Annotated in this window: 25 protein-coding genes and 1 riboswitch; of the genes, 21 read left to right on the forward strand and 4 right to left on the reverse strand. The window is 40.3% G+C overall.

The features are described from left to right. Positions 1-386: 386 nt before the first annotated feature. The 17 genes from rplN to rplQ all read left to right on the forward strand — a co-directional run bounded on the left by rplN (position 387) and on the right by rplQ (position 8,922). Positions 387-758, forward strand: coding sequence for a 50S ribosomal protein L14 (gene rplN / locus ACNAV8_RS10600; RefSeq protein ID WP_005548786.1), 372 nt, complete (start codon positions 387-389; stop codon positions 756-758). A gap of 10 nt (positions 759-768) precedes the next feature. Further along, positions 769-1,080, forward strand: a complete 312-nt coding sequence (gene rplX / locus ACNAV8_RS10605) for a 50S ribosomal protein L24 (RefSeq protein WP_103855457.1) — start codon at positions 769-771, stop codon at positions 1,078-1,080. Between the two features lie 20 nt (positions 1,081-1,100). Then, the gene (rplE, locus tag ACNAV8_RS10610; protein WP_103854527.1) at positions 1,101-1,640 is read left to right on the forward strand and encodes a 50S ribosomal protein L5; all 540 of its coding nucleotides are present in this window, start codon (positions 1,101-1,103) and stop codon (positions 1,638-1,640) included. A 12-nt stretch (positions 1,641-1,652) separates the two neighbouring features. Beyond that, positions 1,653-1,958 (forward strand): 30S ribosomal protein S14, encoded by a 306-nt coding sequence (gene rpsN, locus ACNAV8_RS10615; RefSeq protein ID WP_103854526.1) that lies wholly within the window; start codon positions 1,653-1,655, stop codon positions 1,956-1,958. Between the two features lie 36 nt (positions 1,959-1,994). After that, complete coding sequence (gene rpsH / locus ACNAV8_RS10620) at positions 1,995-2,387, forward strand: 30S ribosomal protein S8 (protein ID WP_103854525.1); 393 nt, start codon at positions 1,995-1,997, stop codon at positions 2,385-2,387. Between the two features lie 18 nt (positions 2,388-2,405). Beyond that, on the forward strand, positions 2,406-2,939 hold the full coding sequence (gene rplF, locus ACNAV8_RS10625; RefSeq protein ID WP_046098796.1) for a 50S ribosomal protein L6: 534 nt from the start codon (positions 2,406-2,408) through the stop codon (positions 2,937-2,939). A 13-nt stretch (positions 2,940-2,952) separates the two neighbouring features. Beyond that, positions 2,953-3,306: a 50S ribosomal protein L18 gene (gene rplR / locus ACNAV8_RS10630; RefSeq protein ID WP_046098797.1), complete on the forward strand. Its 354-nt coding sequence runs from the start codon at positions 2,953-2,955 to the stop codon at positions 3,304-3,306. Positions 3,307-3,321: 15 nt separating this feature from the next. Further along, positions 3,322-3,822: a 30S ribosomal protein S5 gene (rpsE, locus tag ACNAV8_RS10635; RefSeq protein ID WP_103854523.1), complete on the forward strand. Its 501-nt coding sequence runs from the start codon at positions 3,322-3,324 to the stop codon at positions 3,820-3,822. Positions 3,823-3,828: 6 nt separating this feature from the next. Continuing rightward, entirely contained in the window at positions 3,829-4,008 is a 180-nt protein-coding gene (gene rpmD, locus ACNAV8_RS10640; RefSeq protein WP_103854522.1) for a 50S ribosomal protein L30, read from the forward strand. Positions 4,009-4,012: 4 nt separating this feature from the next. Beyond that, a complete protein-coding gene (gene rplO / locus ACNAV8_RS10645) occupies positions 4,013-4,447 on the forward strand; it encodes a 50S ribosomal protein L15 (RefSeq protein ID WP_103855458.1) in 435 nt (144 codons plus the stop codon). A gap of 7 nt (positions 4,448-4,454) precedes the next feature. After that, positions 4,455-5,780, forward strand: a complete 1,326-nt coding sequence (gene secY, locus ACNAV8_RS10650) for a preprotein translocase subunit SecY (RefSeq protein ID WP_415777704.1) — start codon at positions 4,455-4,457, stop codon at positions 5,778-5,780. Between the two features lie 26 nt (positions 5,781-5,806). Beyond that, positions 5,807-5,920: a 50S ribosomal protein L36 gene (gene rpmJ, locus ACNAV8_RS10655; protein WP_005548767.1), complete on the forward strand. Its 114-nt coding sequence runs from the start codon at positions 5,807-5,809 to the stop codon at positions 5,918-5,920. Positions 5,921-6,060: 140 nt separating this feature from the next. Further along, positions 6,061-6,417, forward strand: a complete 357-nt coding sequence (gene rpsM, locus ACNAV8_RS10660) for a 30S ribosomal protein S13 (protein WP_017805524.1) — start codon at positions 6,061-6,063, stop codon at positions 6,415-6,417. 15 nt (positions 6,418-6,432) lie between these two features. Beyond that, on the forward strand, positions 6,433-6,822 hold the full coding sequence (gene rpsK / locus ACNAV8_RS10665) for a 30S ribosomal protein S11 (protein ID WP_012072238.1): 390 nt from the start codon (positions 6,433-6,435) through the stop codon (positions 6,820-6,822). Between the two features lie 28 nt (positions 6,823-6,850). Beyond that, positions 6,851-7,471: a 30S ribosomal protein S4 gene (gene rpsD, locus ACNAV8_RS10670; protein WP_103854519.1), complete on the forward strand. Its 621-nt coding sequence runs from the start codon at positions 6,851-6,853 to the stop codon at positions 7,469-7,471. Positions 7,472-7,503: 32 nt separating this feature from the next. Next, positions 7,504-8,493, forward strand: coding sequence for a DNA-directed RNA polymerase subunit alpha (locus tag ACNAV8_RS10675; protein WP_103855459.1), 990 nt, complete (start codon positions 7,504-7,506; stop codon positions 8,491-8,493). 39 nt (positions 8,494-8,532) lie between these two features. Further along, a complete protein-coding gene (gene rplQ / locus ACNAV8_RS10680) occupies positions 8,533-8,922 on the forward strand; it encodes a 50S ribosomal protein L17 (protein ID WP_103854517.1) in 390 nt (129 codons plus the stop codon). 955 nt (positions 8,923-9,877) lie between these two features. Here the strand turns inward: rplQ and ACNAV8_RS10685 are convergent. The 3 genes from ACNAV8_RS10685 to ACNAV8_RS10695 form a co-directional block, all read right to left on the reverse strand. After that, positions 9,878-11,413, reverse strand: coding sequence for a YifB family Mg chelatase-like AAA ATPase (locus ACNAV8_RS10685; RefSeq protein WP_415777705.1), 1,536 nt, complete (start codon positions 11,411-11,413; stop codon positions 9,878-9,880). A 210-nt stretch (positions 11,414-11,623) separates the two neighbouring features. Continuing rightward, on the reverse strand, positions 11,624-12,256 hold the full coding sequence (gene yihA / locus ACNAV8_RS10690) for a ribosome biogenesis GTP-binding protein YihA/YsxC (RefSeq protein WP_415777706.1): 633 nt from the start codon (positions 12,254-12,256) through the stop codon (positions 11,624-11,626). Positions 12,257-12,561: 305 nt separating this feature from the next. Then, positions 12,562-12,900 (reverse strand): helix-turn-helix domain-containing protein, encoded by a 339-nt coding sequence (locus ACNAV8_RS10695; protein ID WP_181022023.1) that lies wholly within the window; start codon positions 12,898-12,900, stop codon positions 12,562-12,564. Between the two features lie 152 nt (positions 12,901-13,052). Here ACNAV8_RS10695 and ACNAV8_RS10700 point away from each other — a divergent pair, with 152 nt between their 5' ends. The 3 genes from ACNAV8_RS10700 (at position 13,053) to ACNAV8_RS10710 (ending at position 15,265) form a co-directional block, all read left to right on the forward strand. Beyond that, positions 13,053-13,703, forward strand: coding sequence for a DNA methyltransferase family protein (locus tag ACNAV8_RS10700; RefSeq protein WP_415777707.1), 651 nt, complete (start codon positions 13,053-13,055; stop codon positions 13,701-13,703). A 29-nt stretch (positions 13,704-13,732) separates the two neighbouring features. Then, positions 13,733-14,329 carry an Eco57I restriction-modification methylase domain-containing protein gene (locus ACNAV8_RS10705; RefSeq protein ID WP_219827894.1) on the forward strand — a complete coding sequence of 199 codons (597 nt, stop codon included), beginning with the start codon at positions 13,733-13,735 and terminating at the stop codon, positions 14,327-14,329. Positions 14,330-14,611: 282 nt separating this feature from the next. Beyond that, positions 14,612-15,265, forward strand: coding sequence for an IS1595 family transposase (locus ACNAV8_RS10710; protein WP_415777708.1), 654 nt, complete (start codon positions 14,612-14,614; stop codon positions 15,263-15,265). A 78-nt stretch (positions 15,266-15,343) separates the two neighbouring features. On the opposite strand, the gene ribB is transcribed toward ACNAV8_RS10710, so the two are convergent. Beyond that, entirely contained in the window at positions 15,344-15,985 is a 642-nt protein-coding gene (gene ribB / locus ACNAV8_RS10715) for a 3,4-dihydroxy-2-butanone-4-phosphate synthase (RefSeq protein WP_103855385.1), read from the reverse strand. A 114-nt stretch (positions 15,986-16,099) separates the two neighbouring features. Further along, a riboswitch (FMN riboswitch) is annotated at positions 16,100-16,244 on the reverse strand. 96 nt (positions 16,245-16,340) lie between these two features. On the opposite strand from ribB, the gene ubiK reads away from it, so the two are divergent. Further along, positions 16,341-16,604 carry a ubiquinone biosynthesis accessory factor UbiK gene (gene ubiK / locus ACNAV8_RS10720; protein ID WP_103855384.1) on the forward strand — a complete coding sequence of 88 codons (264 nt, stop codon included), beginning with the start codon at positions 16,341-16,343 and terminating at the stop codon, positions 16,602-16,604. Positions 16,605-16,630 lie beyond the last annotated feature (26 nt).

Here is a 16,630-nt window from a genome sequence, read left to right on the forward strand (position 1 = left end):
TTTATCTTCTCTTTTGCTTTCTGGTTTGCTGAATATCGCATTATAGCCGCTTGAATTTTCCCTGGAACGACGGACTTGTTTAGATGGATATTATTGATGCATTAATCCATATCTATAAGCATAGATATATAAGAGAATGTAGGCGAATTTGGCTATTTATGTTATTAGCTGAAGCAAATTAAACAAGCTAGGGAATATATAAGAGGAATCTGGCAAAATTACACCGCACTTGAGTTTGATAAGTTTAATAGTTTTTTTAGAAAAATAGGACTTGAAAGTCAGTTTTATCTTGCATTCATAGCATTTTTTATAGTAGAATCCGTTCCCTATCCTATAAGGATAGATTCGTCCCGAAAGGGTGTTATTAATTTTAGCGGAGTACTAAGATGATCCAAGAACAGACTATGCTGGACGTTGCTGATAACTCAGGCGCTCGCAGTGTAATGTGTATCAAGGTTCTAGGTGGATCGCACCGTCGTTACGCTGCTATTGGTGATATCATCAAAATTACTGTGAAAGAAGCAATTCCACGCGGTAAAGTTAAAAAAGGTGATGTATTAAAAGCAGTTGTTGTGCGCACCAAGAAGGGTGTTCGTCGCCCAGATGGATCAGTCATTCGCTTCGATGGTAATGCTTGTGTAATTTTAAACAATAACACAGAGCAACCAATCGGTACTCGTATTTTTGGACCTGTGACTCGTGAACTTCGTTCTGAGAAGTTTATGAAGATCATTTCTTTGGCACCAGAAGTACTATAAGGAGTAAGAAATGGCTGCAAAAATTCGTCAAAATGATGAAGTGATTGTTCTTGCTGGTAAAAGCAAAGGCAAACGTGGTAAGGTAACTAAAGTGTTACCAAACGGTAAAGTTGTTGTTGAAGGTATCAACATTATCACTAAACACGAAAAACCAGTTCCTGCATTAGGAAAAGAAGGTGGTTTAGTGAAAAAAGAAGCACCAATTGATGCGTCAAATGTTGCAATTTTTAACCCGAAAACAAACAAAGCTGACCGTGTAGGTTTTAGATTTGAAGACGGTAAAAAAGTCCGTTTCTTTAAATCTAACAATGAAATTATTTAATCAAAAACTGGAGTAATGCGATGGCGAAACTGCATGATTACTACAGAGATCAAGTAGTTAATGAATTAAAAGAGAAATTCAACTACTCGTCTGTCATGCAAGTCCCACGAATCGAAAAGATTACCCTGAATATGGGAGTGGGTGAAGCATTGACCGATAAGAAATTGCTAGATAACGCAGTTGCGGATTTAGCAGCGATTACTGGTCAAAAACCTTTAATTACTAAAGCACGCAAATCTGTTGCAGGCTTTAAAATCCGTCAGGGATATCCAATCGGTTGTAAAGTAACACTACGCGGTGAGCGTATGTGGGAGTTCTTTGAACGTTTAATTACAATTGCTGTTCCACGTATTCGTGACTTCCGCGGTTTAAGCGCGAAATCATTTGATGGTCGTGGTAACTACAGTATGGGTGTGCGTGAGCAAATTATCTTCCCAGAAATCGACTACGATAAAGTAGATCGCGTTCGTGGTTTAGATATCACTATCACAACGACTGCGAACAGCGATGAAGAAGGTCAAGCACTATTGGCTGCCTTTAATTTCCCATTCCGTAAATAAGGCAGGTTACAAATGGCTAAACAATCAATGAAAGCGCGCGATGTAAAACGCGTAAAACTCGCTGAGAAATTCTATGCAAAACGTATGGAGTTGAAAAAAATCATCTCTGATGTAAATGCATCAGACGAAGATCGTTGGGCAGCCGTGTTAAAGCTACAATCTTTACCACGTGATTCAAGCCCTAGCCGCCAACGTAACCGTTGCAACCAAACTGGCCGTCCACACGGTTTCTTACGTAAGTTTGGATTAAGCCGTATTAAGGTTCGTGAAGCAGCAATGCGTGGCGAAATTCCTGGCCTTAAAAAAGCTAGTTGGTAATTTACTACTTTATTTTGGAATCGGAGTAAAAGCACAATGAGTATGCAAGATCCAATCGCAGATATGTTGACCCGTATTCGTAACGGTCAAGCTGCGAATAAAATTGTGATCAATATGCCTTCATCCAAGCTAAAAGTGGCAATTGCCAATGTATTAGCTGCGGAAGGTTATATTGAAAACGTTAAAGTTTTAGAAGGCGCTAAGCCTGAATTGGAAATTACTTTAAAATATTTCCAAGGGAAACCAGTTGTAGAGAGCATTCAACGCGTAAGCCGTCCTGGTCTTCGTATTTATAAACGTAAAGACGAATTACCAAAAGTTATGGGTGGTTTAGGTGTAGCTGTAATTTCTACATCTAAGGGTGTAATGACTGATCGTGCAGCTCGCCAAGCGGGTTTGGGCGGTGAAGTTATTTGTTATGTAGCTTAATAGAGAGGTAGGAAGAAAATGTCTCGTGTTGCAAAAGCACCTGTTAGTATTCCTGCCGGCGTTGAGGTAAAACTTGACGGACAGCTACTAACAGTTAAAGGTAAAAATGGCGAGTTATCTCGCACTATTCATAACTCAGTTGAAGTTAAACAAGATAATAATGAATTAACTTTTGCTCCTCGTGCAGGGGTAGTTGGTGCTGACGCACAAGCGGGTACAGCGCGTGCATTAGTTAATGCAATGGTTATCGGTGTTACTGAAGGCTTCACTAAGAAGTTACAATTGGTGGGTGTTGGTTATAGAGCACAAATGAAAGGCAACGTAGTTGCATTAAGTTTAGGTTTTTCACACCCTGTTGAGCATACATTACCTGCAGGCGTAACTGCTGAATGTCCATCACAAACAGAAATCGTTCTGAAAAGTGCTGACAAACAATTAATCGGTCAAGTTGCAGCAGATATTCGTGCTTATCGCCGTCCTGAACCTTACAAGGGTAAAGGTGTACGTTATGCTGATGAAGTTGTACGTACAAAAGAGGCTAAGAAGAAATAATTAAGGTAACACTATGGATAAGAAATCAGCTCGTATCCGTCGTGCAGCTCGTGCTCGTCATATGATGCGTGAACAAGGTGCAACTCGTTTGGTTGTTCACCGTACTCCTCGTCATATTTATGCACAAGTGATTGCACCAAACGGTTCAGAAGTGCTTGCTGCTGCTTCTACAGTTGAAAAAGCAATTAGTGAGCAAGTGAAATATACCGGTAATAAAGATGCTGCAGCAGTAGTTGGTAAAATTATTGCAGAAAGAGCATTAGCAAAAGGCGTTAAAGACGTTGCTTTTGACCGTTCCGGTTTTAAATATCATGGTCGTGTCCAATCTTTAGCGGACGCTGCCCGTGAAGCTGGTCTACAGTTCTAATAGAGGTAATTTTAGATGGCAAACATCGAAAAACAAGCTGGTGAACTGCAAGAGAAGCTAATCGCGGTAAACCGTGTATCAAAAACAGTTAAAGGTGGTCGTATCATGAGCTTTACTGCATTGACAGTAGTTGGCGATGGTAATGGTCGTATTGGTTTTGGTTATGGTAAAGCGCGCGAAGTTCCGGCAGCGATCCAAAAAGCGATGGAGAAAGCTCGTCGCAATATGATTACTGTGGCTTTGAATGAAGGCACTTTACAACACCCAATTAAAGGTACTCACACAGGTTCTCGTGTATTTATGCAACCGGCGAGTGAGGGTACTGGTATTATTGCAGGCGGTGCAATGCGTGCAGTATTAGAAGTTGCTGGTGTTCGTAACGTTCTTTCTAAAGCATACGGTTCAACTAACCCAATTAACGTTGTTCGTGCAACAATTGATGCACTAGCAAATATGAAATCACCAGAAATGGTTGCTGCTAAACGTGGCAAAACCGTTGATGAAATTTTGGGGTAATGGACAATGGCTAAAACTATTAAAGTAACTCAAGTTCGTAGTTCTATCGCTCGTTTACCGAAGCATAAAGCTACCTTGCGTGGACTAGGTCTTCGCCGTATGCACCATACTGTTGAGTTAATCGATACTCCTGCTGTACGTGGGATGATTAACCAAGTTTCATATATGGTTAAAGTGGAGGAATAAGAGAATGCGTTTAAATACTCTATCTCCGGCTGAAGGTGCTAAACATAGTGCAAAACGCTTAGGTCGTGGTATTGGTTCTGGCTTAGGTAAAACAGGTGGTCGTGGTCATAAAGGTCAAAAATCTCGTACTGGTGGCGGTGTTCGTCGCGGGTTCGAGGGTGGTCAAATGCCTTTATATCGTCGTTTACCGAAATTCGGTTTTACCTCAATGAAATCAGCGGTAACTGCGGAAGTTCGTTTGAATGATTTAGCAAAAGTTGAAGGTAATGTTGTAACATTAGATACCTTAAAAGCGGCTAATGTATTAACTAAAGATATTCAATTTGCAAAAGTTATTCTTTCAGGCGAAGTAAAAGGCGCTGTAACTGTTCGTGGTTTACGCGTAACTAAAGGCGCTAAAGCAGCAATTGAAGCAGCTGGCGGTTCTGTTGAGGAATAATTAATAAATGGCTAAACAACCAGGTTATCAAAGTAGAAGTGCTCAAAGCGGTACAAGTGAACTGAAAAGTCGATTATTATTTGTGCTCGGTGCACTTATTGTTTTCCGTATTGGTTCTTTCATTCCGGTTCCTGGTATTGATGCGGCTGTTTTGGCTCAATTACTTGAGCAGCAAAAAGGCACCATTATTGATATGTTTAATATGTTCTCTGGTGGTGCTTTGAGCCGAGCCTCAGTATTTGCGTTGGGTATTATGCCGTATATTTCGGCATCAATTATTATCCAGTTACTGACAACGGTTCATCCTGCTTTAGCAGAATTAAAGAAAGAAGGTGAAGCCGGTCGTCGAAAAATTAGTAAATATACTCGCTATTCGACGCTAGTTCTTGCAACGATCCAGGCAATCGGTATTTCTACTGGATTACCTAATATGTTGCCAGGATTAGTGCCTAATTTAGGATTTGGTTTTTACTTTACTGCTGTGATTAGTTTAGTTACAGGTACAATGTTCTTAATGTGGTTAGGTGAGCAGATTACCGAGCGAGGCATTGGGAATGGTATTTCTTTAATTATTTTTGCAGGTATTGTTGCTGGTTTACCATCAGCAATTGGCGCAACAATTGAGCAAGCGCGTCAAGGGCAAATGCACTTGTTAGTTCTGTTGCTCATCGCAGCTATTGTTTTTGCTGTAACTTATTTTGTTGTTTTCGTTGAGAGAGGACAGCGTAGAATTAAAGTTGAATATGCAAAACGTCAGCAAGGTCGTCAAATTCTTGGCGGTCATACCACTCACTTACCTCTTAAAGTAAATATGGCTGGTGTAATTCCTGCTATCTTTGCTTCAAGTATTATTTTGTTTCCGGCCACTATTACATCTTGGTTTGGACAAGGGGCAAGTTTAGATTGGTTAACTGACTTATCAATGCTATTGCATCCAGGTCAGCCTTTATATTTGATCGTTTATGCAGTAGCTATTGTCTTCTTTAGTTTCTTCTATACGGCGATGCAGTACAATCCGCGTGATACAGCAGAAAACTTGAAGAAATCTGGTGCATTTATTCCAGGAATTAGACCAGGTGAACAAACATCACGTTATATTGATAAGATTATGACCCGTTTGACTTTAATTGGCGGTCTATATATTACGTTCGTGTGTTTGGTTCCTTATATTATGACGTCAGCGTGGAATGTTCAATTCGATTTCGGTGGTACATCTTTGCTGATTGTTGTAGTGGTAATTATGGATTTCATCGTTCAGGTTCAAAGTCATTTAATGTCAACAAAATATGAATCTGCGTTGAAAAAAGCAAACCTTAAAGGTTTTGGGCAGTAATGCTCATATAGTAAAAGGGATAAGCAATGAAAGTTCGTGCTTCCGTAAAGAAATTATGTCGTAACTGTAAAATTGTTAAACGTGAAGGTGTTGTTCGTGTATTATGTAGCGACCCTAAACATAAACAACGTCAAGGTTAATTCATATTTTTCTTGCAAAGAACCAGCTGGGCATATATAATGCTCAGCTCATTTATGTCCTTGACATACTGTTTGAGTATCCTGAAAACGGGCTTTTCAAGATCAGTATGTCAAATTAGTTAAAATAATAGGAGTGCATAGTGGCCCGTATTGCAGGCATTAACATTCCTGATCAAAAACATACTGTAATTGCATTAACATCAATTTACGGTATCGGCAAAACTAGAGCAAAAGCTATTTGTGCTGCAACAGGAATTGCTGAAGACGTTAAGATCAGAGAATTGTCTGAAGAGCAGATTGATAAACTGCGTGATGAAGTTGGTAAATTTACCGTTGAAGGTGACTTACGTCGTGAAGTAACACTTAACATTAAACGCCTATTAGATTTAGGTTGTTATCGTGGTTTACGTCATCGTCGTAGCTTACCGGTGCGTGGTCAACGTACTAAAACTAATGCGCGTACCCGTAAGGGTCCACGTAAGCCGATCAAGAAATAAGTCGGGGTAAATTAAATGGCAAAAACACCAGTTCGTGCACGTAAACGTGTAAAAAAACAAGTAGTAGATGGCGTTGCTCACATTCACGCATCTTTCAATAATACAATCGTTACTATTACTGACCGTCAAGGTAATGCTCTAGCATGGGCTACTGCTGGTGGTTCAGGTTTCCGTGGTTCTCGTAAATCAACACCGTTTGCTGCACAGGTTGCGGCAGAGCGTTGTGCGGAAATGGTCAAAGAATTTGGCTTAAAGAACTTGGAAGTTATGGTAAAAGGACCGGGTCCTGGTCGTGAATCGACAATCCGTGCATTAAATGCAGCGGGTTTCCGCATCACAAACATCACTGATGTTACCCCGATTCCACATAACGGTTGTCGTCCACCGAAAAAACGTCGTGTATAAGACGTATTAGGATAGTTGGAGAAAGAAAATGGCAAGATATTTGGGTCCAAAACTCAAGCTAAGCCGTCGTGAAGGTACTGACTTATTCCTTAAGTCAGGAGTACGCGCGATTGATTCAAAATGTAAAATTGATACAGCGCCAGGTCAACATGGTGCTCGTAAACCTCGTTTGTCAGACTATGGTAGTCAGTTACGTGAGAAACAAAAAGTTCGTCGTATCTATGGTATTTTAGAGCGTCAATTCCGTAACTACTACAAAGAGGCAAACCGTCTAAAAGGTAATACTGGTGAAAATTTATTAGTATTACTAGAAGGTCGATTGGATAACGTTGTTTATCGCATGGGCTTTGCTGCAACTCGTGCAGAAGCTCGCCAATTAGTGAGCCATAAAGCAGTTGTTGTTAATGGTCGTGTGGTTAACATTCCATCTTTCCAAGTGTCAGTAAATGATGTTGTAGCTATTCGTGAAAAATCTAAGAAACAAGCTCGTATTAAAGCATCATTAGAATTAGCAGAGCAAAGAGAAAAACCAACTTGGTTAGAAATTGATGCTGCTAAAATGGAAGGTGTGTTCAAACGTGTTCCTGAACGTTCTGATTTATCAGCAGACATTAACGAACATCTGATCGTAGAGCTTTACTCTAAATAATAGTTAAAGCTTCGTAGCAAAGAGAGGATAAAATGCAGGGTTCTGTTACAGAATTTTTAAAACCACATTTAGTTGATATTGAGCAAATTAGCTCTACTCACGCTAAAGTGATCTTAGAACCGTTAGAGCGTGGTTTCGGCCATACTCTAGGTAATGCATTACGCCGAATTCTTCTATCTTCAATGCCAGGTTGTGCTGTAACTGAAGTGGAAATTGATGGGGTATTGCATGAGTATAGTAGCAAAGAAGGTGTTCAAGAAGATATTCTTGAAGTGCTTCTAAACTTGAAAGGCCTAGCGGTTAAAGTACAGAATAAAGATAATGTATTTCTGACACTAAGCAAATCTGGAATTGGCCCTGTTGTTGCAGCAGACATCACCCATGATGGAGATGTTGAAATTGTGAATCCTGAACATGTTATTTGCCATCTTACCGATGAAAATGCATCAATCAATATGCGTATTCGTGTACAGCGTGGTAGAGGATATGTTCCTGCTTCTGCTCGAGTTCATTCTCAAGATGAAGAACGTCCTATTGGTCGTTTATTAGTAGATGCTTGTTATAGCCCGGTTCAACGTATCGCTTACAATGTTGAAGCAACGCGTGTAGAACAGCGTACTGACTTAGATAAGTTAGTTATTGAGCTAGAAACAAATGGCACTATTGAGCCGGAAGAAGCGATTCGCCGTGCAGCAACAATTTTAGCAGAGCAACTTGATGCATTCGTTGATTTGCGAGATGTTCGTCAGCCTGAAGTCAAGGAGGAAAAACCGGAATTTGATCCGATTCTTTTACGTCCTGTTGATGACTTAGAGTTGACAGTTCGTTCTGCTAACTGTTTGAAAGCAGAAACAATTCACTATATCGGTGATTTAGTACAACGTACAGAAGTTGAGTTATTAAAAACACCTAATCTTGGTAAGAAATCACTTACTGAAATTAAGGATGTGCTGGCTTCTCGTGGCTTATCACTTGGTATGCGCCTTGAAAATTGGCCACCAGCAAGTATTGCTGAAGATTAGTGGTCATTAGGTTAAGATTTTTCTGAGAAGGATAAGATCATGCGCCATCGTAAGAGTGGTCGTCAACTAAACCGTAATAGCAGCCATCGTAAAGCGCTGTTCCGTAATTTAGCAAGTGCATTAGTTAGTCATGAAATCATCAAGACAACATTGCCAAAAGCAAAAGAATTACGTCGTGTAGTTGAGCCGTTAATTACATTAGCAAAAGAAGATAGTGTTGCAAACCGTCGTTTAGCTTTTGCTCGTACCCGCAACATTGAAACTGTTGCTAAATTATTCAATGAATTAGGTCCACGTTTTGCACAACGTGCGGGTGGTTATACTCGTATCTTAAAATGTGGTTTCCGTGCTGGTGATAATGCTCCAATGGCATACATTGAGCTAGTAGATCGTCCAGCTGTTGCTGAAGAAGCTTCATCAGCTGAATAATATAATTTTGATATTGAAAAGCCTGCGTGTCGCAGGCTTTTTTATTATAGCTAGCCAAAGTTTGGCTATAGAAGCCATACATTATGCGTATGGAATTAAAAAGCTTAAGCGATAGATAGAAAAATCTTCGCTATATAATGAATAAGGCTGGCAATTAAAATTCAGAATATGAGAGGATTATCCTGGTAAATAGAGCCAATGATGGATCAAGTTTATCATACCCCAAATGGGATGGTAAGCCTCACATTGTTTTTATTCTAAAATACAGAATAGTAGAATTTATATAAAGTTATGAGATCTAGGGAAGATTCTAAGGTAATCATGCCGTTGCAAGTATGTAGAAATTGTAGAGGTGCATGAATACTAGTCGATCATTTTTATATGCATCTAAGGATTCCGCCCAAAATCTCAGTATCAGGTTTTATTGGTTATCTGAAAGGAAAACTAAAGTATAAATATGGAAATTATCAGTAACTACGATCGATTTAAACGTAAAAGTGGTAGAAGAGTATATAAAGAATCAAGAAAAAGAATATGTAGGCTCTTTTAAGAGGCAAGTAAGGAAGTAATTAGATGTGATTGTTAGTATTTACAAGTCTCTTAAGGGGGAAGTATAGACTCTTACAGGGGAGCGCTAAAAATTGCGCGTTTCACATATGGATTGTTATTAGCAATAATTCTGTAAAAAAGTGCGATGGATTTTTTTAAATCAAGCGGATTTAACGGATATTATTGCTCTCAACATGCAGAGCGAGTTTTGATCATTGCCGCTGCAGGCAGCATAATTTATTGTTTTTAGGGCCTCAGTATGAGTAAAATAGTGCTAGTCAGCTGCGTTACGGGATTATTGCTACAGATGACCGAATAAAAATCCATAGAAATGGCTCCCGTAACTATCCTTGTACAAAATTAGCTAAAGATCAAAGTGCGGTTAGGAATTTTATAAAATTTCAGACTATCCTAAATTCTTTGAAAGTTTCTGCAACAGCCGATCCATTGCTCGATATGAAAGTGCTTCTGCCAAATGAGGGCGTTGGATTTGCTTTTCGTTATTTAGATCTGCAATGGTGCGAGCCACTTTTAAAATGCGGTGATAAGCACGCACAGAAAGCCCTAATTGAGTGAGCGTATTTTCAAGAAAAATGCCGTCTTGCGAGCTAATTTTGCAATCTCGCTCAATTTCTTTACTACTTAAATGTGCGTTGATTTTTCCAGCGCGGGCAAATTGAATTTCACGAACCTTAATAATTTTCGACCGCACTTGCTCACTAGTTTCCCCTTTATTTTCAATATGTTGTAATGCACCTTTAGGCAAAAGGGGAACTTCAATGGATAAATCAAAGCGATCTAAAAACGGCCCTGAAAGACGATTCAAATAGCGCATCACCTGTTGTGGTGAAGTGCGATTATGCACACCAGTGTAATGTCCAGTAGGGCTTGGGTTCATTGCCGCAATCAGTTGAAATTTTGCTGGAAAACAGATTTTCGCATTGGCGCGTGAAATAATGATTTCACCACTTTCTAACGGCTGACGCAAAGCATCTAGCACACGGCGGTCAAACTCTGGTAGCTCATCTAAAAACAACACGCCATTATGCGAAAGGGAAATTTCCCCCGGTCTTGGGATCGTCCCCCCACCCACCAAAGCAGGCAAAGACGCACTGTGGTGGGGAGCACGAAATGGGCGTTGTTTCCAGTTTTGAAAATTTAGCTCATTTTGTACAAGGCTAGTGACGGAAGCAGTTTCTATGGCTTCTTGCTCGGTCATTTCTGGCAATAACCCCGTTAAACGGCTGGCTAGCATTGTCTTGCCCGTACCGGGTGGCCCTAAAAGCAATAAATTATGTTGCCCTGCGGCGGCAATGGTTAAGGCTCGTTTAGCGTGTTGCTGACCAATAATATCCGTTAAATCTGCTTGATTTTTAAAAGAAAAATCCACCGCACTTTGTGTGGCTAAATCCGTGGCAAGGGGCAGTTTTTCTTGTTCATTAATAAATTGCACTACTTCTAATAAATTCTGTGCAAAATAACTTTTTTGATCGGCGACTAAAGCCGCTTCATTAGCATTTTGTCTGGCAATAATCGGGCAACGGCGTACTTTTTTAGCCGCTAAAATTGCAGGAATAATGCCGTGAACCCCGCGTAACTGACCTGTTAAAGCCAGTTCCCCCAACAATTCAAATTGCTTTAAACGTTCAGGATTAACTTGTTCAGAAGCCGCTAAAATCCCAATGGCAATGGGTAGATCAAAACGCCCGCCGTCTTTAGGTAAATCCGCAGGCGCAAGGTTCACTGTAATCCGCTTGGCAGGGTATTTAAAATTGGCATTCAACAACGCACTTCGCACGCGATCTTGGGCCTCTTTCACCGTTTTTTCTGGCAAGCCCACAAGGGTAAAGCCCGGCTTCCCGTTGCTTAAATGCACTTCAATAGTAACCAGCGGCGCTTGCACCCCCATTGACGCACGGCTATAAACAATGGCTAACGACATTTATTATCCTTTATCTCATTTCATTTGAAGACCTAATATAGAAAAAGCCAAAAACAAAGAAAATTCCCACCGCACTTTTTTGCGATCGGGATCGAGAAAATTGATCGGGCAGTCTATTGATGTAGTGAGAAAGTTTTTAGGTAGGGTATTTTTACAGAATTATTACTGATTTTAAAAAAGTGCAGAATTTTCCCTGCACTTTTTCATTAATTACGCTTCTTCATCTTCCACAATCACAGCACTAAACCAGCTATCCAATTTTCTTGCTAGTTTATCAATGCCTTGTTTTTTCAGGGCGGAAAAGGCTTCTACTTGCACATCGCCTTGGAATGGCAAAATGGCTTCACGCACCATTTTCACTTGCTTGCTCACGGCGCTTTGGCTCAGTTTATCCGCTTTGGTGAGCAATAACAGCACTGGCAAATCAGCAGACACCGCCCATTCAATCATTTGTTGGTCTAAATCTTTTAAAGGGTGGCGAATATCCATTAAAATCACCACACCGCCTAAACATTCACGTTTTTGCAAATATTCGCCCAAGGCTTTCTGCCATTGGATTTTCATTTGCTCAGGCACGGCAGCATAGCCATAGCCCGGTAAATCCACCAATTTATAGAACGGTTCCACTTCAAACACATTAATTAATTGCGTCCGCCCTGGGGTTTTGGACGTGCGGGCAAGGTTTTTCTGGTTAGTTAAGGCATTAAGCGCGGTGGATTTCCCAGCGTTAGAACGTCCTGCAAAGGCAATTTCCATACCGCTATCTTCAGGCAACACGCGAATATTCGGTGCGCTCATCAGAAAATGGGTTTTGTGATAATTCAGTTTAATTTCGTTGCTCATTTTATCTATCTTTTTACTAGTTCAGCCAATAAGGGAATGCCTAGGATACCCTAAAATCACAAAGTGCGGTAAAAAATCTCGAAATTTTCCGCTGCACTTTTGTGATTATTTTCATTTCAGACTATCAGTTTTTCTTCATCAAAGTCCTCCTCTTTAGCAAAGAGGGGTTAGGTTAGGGGAGATTTGTCTGTTGCTCAAACAATTCTTTCCAAGCAACAAATAGAAAAATCAAAATGGCGGACACATAGGTCCGCCACTACAGGCAAAAACCAATTATTCGCAGTGTTGTTTATATAGAGCCATAATCACTTCTCGTACAACATTGAGTTGGGGTTCGGGGAGAAGAAAGTGGCTGAAAAAGCTTTGTCTTGTTGAGTGGTGATGTTTTCCCAGCGAAATTCTTCGGGCGTGCCAATGCGTCTAAGTTCCGCGGCTTGCAATTTTTGTAGCTTGTTCGGCGGTACGAGTTCACTTAAATCTACATTTAAAACAATCGCAAGCGTCTTTAACTTATCTAATCTTGGGATCATTTTACCGTTCAGCCATTGCGAAGCCGCCTGTGGTGTAATGTCTTGCCCTTCATATTTTAAATTAAAGATCGTTTCTAACACTGAAGGCTTTGGTGGATAGCCTTTTCTTGTCATAGCTTGCCTTAAATTAGCGGCGAATTTTTCTTTTTCATTCATAGCGTGGCAAAGCTATCACGCAGTGATTTTGATAATGAAAGTTATATTGTTAAAACTTTAAAAAAGATCAATAATACTTTCAGTTTTAAAGTCTAATCTCAAATTTTAAAGTGTCTAACGAAAAACAAATAGTTTCAAAAAAACGTGTGGCGGATCACGGGGAAGTTTATACCCGAGAGCGTGAAGTGAACGCAATGTTGGATTTAGTCGCGATACAGACCCAATCACTTTCTGCCACTTTTTTAGAACCTGCGTGCGGAACGGGCAATTTTTTGATCGAAATTTTGCGCCGAAAGTTGGCGGTGGCGGCAGAAAATTATCTAGATAAAAGTAAGCGAAAAAAACACGTTAAATCGCCAAGCCAGCTTTCCTATGAGCGAGATTTAATCCTTGCGGTAAGCAGTCTTTACGGTATTGAGCTGTTGGAAGATAACGTAAAAGCCTGCCGCAAACGGCTGTTTGATTTTGCTGCGCAAGAATACGCGCGGCTGTTTCCGCACAGCCAAAAAACCGAATGTCTTGATGCCATTGATTGCCTGTTGCATTTCAACATTGTGTTGGGCGATGCGTTAAAAATGGAAGTGAAATACCCGCGCGAGCATTCCCTCATTCCGAATTTAAGTGGTGCGGAAGAAGAGCGGGCGAAAAAAGCGATTATTTTTTCTCAGTGGAGTTTTATTAACGAGAGAAAAATCAAGCGCGTGCCGTTTATCTACTCAGGCTTGGTTGGGGAAGAATACACCATCACGCCAAATGCCTAATCAAAGGCTGAGAACCCCATTTTCCAGATTTGCAGGAACGGCTCAACCATATTTTTACCAAGCAATTATTCGGCATTGGCATCACCACGCTCACAGCGCAACTTAGCCGCCGCAGCCTGTATTGCAGCCGTGAAGCGAATGGCGAATATTCTGTCTGCACCGCCTTTGATGATGAAAATGGTCATATTTTTTACCGCACTTTAGCCCACAAATGGGAAAAGGAACGTTGTACGGAATGCGGTGCATCGCAAAAAGAATTTGATCGTGGTGATGAACTTGAAACTCACGCCTACCATTTTATCCATTCTTACAGCCCATTTTTTGAACGATATAAAGAGATGAAATTTGACGTTATTATTGGCAATCCGCCTTATCAATTAAGAGATAGTGGTGCACAATCCAGTGCTAGCCCGATTTATCAACACTTTGTGGAACAAGCGAAAAAATTGCAACCTGAATATTTGGTGATGATTATCCCTGCCCGTTGGTATGCAGGCGGCAAAGGGCTTGATGAGTTCCGTTCCACAATGTTGCAAGATTCGCAAATTCGCCAGTTGCACGATTTCTCTAATTCGCAGGATTGTTTTGCTGGTGTAGAAGTTTTAAAGGAGAGTATTTCCAGATAGATAAAAATCATAATGGAGAATGTGAGGTCTTTAATTATCAGAATGGAGAGCTTATTTCAAATATCAAGCGTCTCTTTCAAGAGAAAGGATTAGATGCATTTATTCGTTATCATTCTGCAATATCTATTTTGAAAAATCTCAATTTCATAATTCGATCAAAATTTATTCTAATCAGAAAGTTGGTTATATTGAGTGTAATATAATTTCAAAAAATATTGATCTAATTGCCGAGTAAAAGTTTAAGGGGCTGACGTAGATTAGCTAGTATGCTAACCTACAAAAATGAAGATAACTCATTGTAAATTAAAGAAGTCTATACAGAAAAAGCTACTTGAATTTTTTGTATTAGAAGTAACAGCTCGATCAGCCGCAGATTTACTCGGTATTCAGCCCAATTCAGCCATCCTGTTTCACCGCAAAATCCGTGAGGTCATCAGCTATTATTTAGCACTTGAAGCGGATGAAGTATTTGACGGACAAATTGAGTTGGATGAAAGCTATTTCGGTGGACATCGTAAAGGAAAACGAGGTCGTGGAGCTGCAGGAAAAGTCGCTGTTTTTGGGATATTGAAACGGCAAGGAAAAGTGTTTACTATTGTCGTAGATGATACCAAATCAAAAACGTTACTGCCTGTTATAACAAGGAAAATTAAGCCTGATAGTTGGGTTTATACAGATACGTATCGTAGTTATGATGCCCTTGATGTAAGCGAATTTCACCACGAACGAATTAACCATTCGGAGCTGTTTGCAGTGAAACAAAATCACATCAACGGCATTGAAAATTTTTGGAGTCAAGCCAAGAGGATACTCCGAAAATATAATGGAATTGACCGAAAAAGTTTTCCATTATTTTTGAAAGAATGTGAATTTCGATTTAACTTTGGGACACCAAAAGAGCAGCTAAAAACATTGCGAAAATGGTGTGAAATTTAGGGCTAATCTACGTCAGCCCCAAGTTTAAAGTTAACGGATAAAAAATAGCAGGAAAAATCCTGCTATTTCACTATTTCTTTACTCACCTTTTAAACGATACTGCACTAAATCTTCAATCGTCATCACGGGATAATCAAATTCTTTCGCGAATTTAATGATTTCAGGGGTGCGTGCCATTGTGCCGTCATCGTTGGTGATTTCACAGATTACCGCCGCAGGTTTGTAGCCTGCAAGCACGGCAAGATCGACGGAGGCTTCGGTGTGTCCACGGCGTTTTAATACGCCACCCTCTGCTGCTCTTAAGGGGAAGATATGCCCTGGGCGGTGTAAATCTTGCGGTTTTGCATTATCTGCGACGGCTGCTCTAATGGTGGTTACACGATCTGCTGCGGAAACGCCTGTGGATACGCCTTCTGCGGCTTCAATAGTTACGGTAAATGCCGTTTTATTGACGCTCGTATTATTTTGTACCATTGGCGGCAAATCAAGCTGTTGGCAAATTTCATCGCTTAAACATAAACAAACAATGCCGCTGCCGTAACGAATAAGTTTTGCCATTTGTGCAGGTTCAATGGTTTGCGCTGGGAAAATTAAATCCCCTTCATTTTCGCGATCTTCATCGTCTAAAACGAGTACGCCATTACCTTGTTTGAAAGCTTCAATGGCTTTTTCAACACGCTCTTGTGGCGTGCCAAATGCGGATAAAATTGACTGATTCATAGTAAAAAACCTGTTAAAAAATTAATGGATACTTGAATCAGGGCTGATGAGGAAAGGCTTTTCATTAGATAAGAAAATCCAATAACAAAGGCAGATTTTACCTAAGGCAAATCTGTTTATTCTCTTTCATCCAGACTTTAACTGTCGGCTTTGGATTTTCACCAAATCTGCTGACTTTACTTTTGCAAGTAAACGCTCGTGGGCTTATGCGTGCGCACTTACCACCGGTAGGGAATTTCGCCCTGCCCTGAGAATGCTTGCATAGTATAACGCAATCTAAATAGAGAAAAAATGTTTTTCTTTGCGCCGATATTGCATACAATATGCCACATTGATGCAATAATGTGAGGTCTTTATGCTAAATCCACAAAAAATAGAGCAAATTATACAACAAGTGCAAAATTCTTTACCGCAAGGAATGAAAGAGCTTGGTAAAGATGCTGAAGCAAAATTTAAGCAAGTTTTGCAAGCTCAATTGGCCAAATTAGATGTTGTAACCCGTGAAGAGTTTGATGTGCAAACTCAAGTTTTAATGCGTACTCGTGAGAAACTGAACGAGTTAGAAAAGCGTGTCGATGCCCTGTTGCAAGCGCAAAATCAAGGGCAAGAAACGCGCTAAAATCTCACCGCCCTTTGCTTATTAAA

The organism is Avibacterium endocarditidis (assembly GCF_965138825.1).
GTDB classification, from domain to species: domain Bacteria; phylum Pseudomonadota; class Gammaproteobacteria; order Enterobacterales; family Pasteurellaceae; genus Avibacterium; species Avibacterium endocarditidis.